Origin of the sequence: Actinospineispora acaciae DSM 45401 (genome assembly GCF_000620785.1) — a bacterium.
GTDB classification, from domain to species: Bacteria; Actinomycetota; Actinomycetes; order Mycobacteriales; family Pseudonocardiaceae; genus Pseudonocardia; species Pseudonocardia acaciae.
Map to the genome: position 1 here is coordinate 1 of NZ_JIAI01000063.1, position 3,580 is coordinate 3,580.

Sequence of the window (3,580 nt, forward strand, 5' to 3'; positions counted from 1 at the left end):
ACCGGCAACTTCGTCCAGAACCTGCTCAAGCTCGTCGGGGTCACCGGCGGCGGCAAGAACGGCTCCGACCAAGGCGGCAAGGGCTCCGGCAGCGAAGGCGCCAAGCGCGGCTCGGACGGCAACCTGGGCGAGCAGATCGGCGGGCTGGTCGACAAGTTCGTGTCCAACATCCTCAAGCTGGTCGGCGCCACCGGTGGCAACAGCGGCTCCGGCAATCAGCGCGGCCAGGGCGGCGACACGCAGCGGGCCGGCACCGGCCACACCGGCGGGGGCAGCCTCGGCGAACAAATCACCGAACTGACCGGCAACTTCGTCCAGAACCTGCTCAAGCTCGTCGGTGTGACCGGTGGACAGGGCAACGGTCAAGGCGGCGGGTCCGGTCAGGACGGCGGCTCACAGCGCGGCGGCGGCCAGGGCGGCGGCGACCTCGGCAAACAAATCTCCGAGCTGACCGGCAACTTCGTCCAGGACGTCCTCAAGCTGGTCGGCGCCACCGGTGGCAGCCAAGGCAAGGGCGGCTCCAACGGCCAGGGCGGCGGCTCCCAGCGGGCCGGCACCGGCCACGGCGGTGGCAGCCTGGGCGAGCGGATCACCGAACTGACCGGAAACTTCGTCCAAGACCTGCTCAAGCAACTGGGCGTGTCCGGCGGCTCGCGCAAGGGCTCGGGCAACAGCCACTCCGGCCAGAGTGCGGACCAGGACCAGCAGGACCAGGAGGACCAGCCCGAGGAGCCGATCACCCACCGCCCCCGGCCTGGTAACGCCGCCCAGGGATCCGGCGCCCGCGGTAGTGAGAACGTCGACCAGGTACTCGGCGGGGTCGTCGACCTGGTCTCCGGACTGGTCACCACCGTGGCCGGTAAGAAAGCCGGCACCCAAGCCCGCCAAACCCTGACCAGACTCGCCGACGACGTCTCCGCCGCGATTGCCGCCGCCGGCAAGGGCCTGGACTCAAGGGGCCGAGGCATGGGCGGCTCCAACATCTCAACACCGGTCGGCCCCGGCCACCACAACGGCTCACCCGCCCTCCCACCGGACGAGAGCACCGGCCCGATCACCTGCCAGGCCATCGGCATCTGCCCGGCCCCCAGCCAGCCGACCCAACAGCACGCCGGCGCCCCCCAGGCCCGAGGCCCACCAGCCGCCGAGACCACCCAGGCCGCACCCCCCGTCAAGAAGGCACCGCTCCCCGCCGGCATTACCAAGGCCCAGGCCACCTTCGCCGAGACCATCGTCCAGGTCGGCCAGAAGATGGGCATCCCCAAGCGAGGACTGCAGGTCGCGCTCGCCACCGCACTGCAAGAGTCCGGGCTCCAGAACCTCAACCGCGGCGACCGCGACTCCCGTGGACTGTTCCAGCAGCGCCCCTCCCAGGGCTGGGGCACCGTGGCCCAGGTCATGGACCCGGTCCACGCGGCCACCCAGTTCTACAACCACCTCAAGAAGGTCCCCGGCTGGGAGAGCAAGTCGATCACCCAAGCCGCCCAGGCAGTACAGCGCTCCGCCCACCGCGACGCCTACGCCCGCCACGAAGGCAAAGCCGCCGCGCTGCTCGACCACCTGATCGGCACCCCCGAGCCCCCGAAACCGGCCCCCAAGCCCGCCCCGAAGACCGCGACCGATCCGAGCCAGGCCCGGCTGGTCTCCGCGCACAGCGGCTCGCGGCGGGCGGTGCCCAGCGTGGCGGAGGCGATGTCGCGGTTCACCGACACCGCATCGGGCATCGTCTCGCGCGTCGCCGGTGACAAGGCCGGCCAGATCACCGAGCGGGCACTGTCCCAGTGGGGCCAGCGGCTGACCCGCCAGCAGCGCGACACCGGGCTGGCCGACTCGGTCACGGAGCTGACCAACAACTTCGTATCCAGGCTGCTAGGACTGGCGCGCGGAACCCAACACGGCAACGGCTCCAGCGGCAACAACCGCGAGACCGGTTCCGAGGGCCGGGGCGACCGGCACGGCGGCGGACTCGGCGGGCTGGTCGGGTCGATCCTGGACTCGGTCTCCGACATCACCGGCGGCCTCCTCGGCTCCCTGCCCAAGACGATCGGCAACGCCCTGTCCGGCCAACGCCAGGGCTCAGGCCACCACGACTCCAACCGCCACCAGCCCAACAACCTCGGCGACTCGATCTCCAAGCTGACCAACAACTTCACCTCCACCCTGCTCAAGCTCGTCGGCGTGAGCGGCGGCGGCCAGTCCGGCCAGGGTGGGTCCAGCGGCCAGCGCGGCGGCTCCCAGCAAGGCGGCAACGGCCAAGACGGCGACCTCGGCAAGCAAATCTCCGGGCTCGTCGACAAGTTCGTGTCCAACGTCCTCAAGGTCGTCGGCGGCGGCCAGGGCAAGCGCGGCTCCAACGGACAGGGCGGCGACGGCTCGCAGCGGGCCGGCACTGGCCACGGCGGGGGCAGCCTCGGCGAACAAATCACCGAACTGACTGGCAGCTTCGTCCAAGACCTGCTCAAGCAGCTGGGTGTGTCGGGTGGTTCGGGTAAGGGCTCTGGCCGTGGCCATTCCGGCCAGAGCGCCGATCAGGACCAGCGCGACCAGCCCGACGAGCCGGTCACGTACAAGCCTCGGCCCGGCAACGCCGCCCACGGCTCCGGCGCTCGGGGCAATGAGAACGCCGATGAGGTGTTGGGCGGGGTTGTCGATCTGGTCTCCGGGCTGGTGACCACCGTGGCTGGGAAGAAGGCCGGCGCGCAGGCTCGCCAGACCCTGACCGGGCTGGCCGACGAGGTCTCCGCCGCGATCGCCGCCGCCGGCAAGGGCCTGGACTCCCGAGGCCGAGGCATGAGCGGCACCTCCACACCGGTCGACTCCGGCCACCACAGCGGCGGCTCACCCGCAACCCCGCCCGACGAGGCCGCCGACCCGATCACCTGCCAGGCCATCGGAATCTGCCCCACCCAGAACCGGCCCACCCAGCAACACCCAGGCACACCCCAGGCCCGGGGCCCACCGGCCGAGCAGACCACCCCAACCCCTGCCAAGCCCGCGCCCCGACCGCTCCCCGCCGGCGTCGCCCAAGGCCAGGCCACCTTCGCCGAGACCGGTTTCTTCAACCACCTCAAGAAGGTCCCCGGCTGGGAGAGCAAGCCCCTCACCCAGGCCGTGCAGCGCTCCGCGCACCGCGACGCCTACGCCCAATGGGAAACCAAAGCCGCCGAGCTGCTCGACCACATCCTGACCGGCCAGGCTCCACCGGTCTCCGCGCACCGGCCCGGCGGATCGCCCGCGAGCGGCTCGCGGGGGGCGGTGCCCAGCGTGGCGGAGGCGATGTCGCGGTTCACCGACACCGCATCGGGCATCGTCTCGCGCGTCGCCGGTGACAAGGCCGGCCAGACCACCGAACGGGCGCTGTCCCAGTGGAGCCAGCGGCTGACCCGCCAACAGCGCGACGCCGGGCTGGCCAACTCGGTCTCCGAACTGACCAACAACTTCACCTCCAGCCTGCTCAAGCTCGTCGGCGCCACCCGACACGGCAGCGACAACTCCGACGACCAGAACAGCAACCAGCGGGGCACCCGCCAGCACGACCCGGCCGACTCGATCGGCCAGCTGACCAACAACTTCGTGTCCG

Annotated in this window: 1 pseudogene; it reads left to right on the forward strand. The window is 71.3% G+C overall.

The features are described 5' to 3' along the window. Positions 1 to 3,580 (forward strand): annotated as a pseudogene (locus N912_RS66910) (hypothetical protein); the annotation flags it as partial.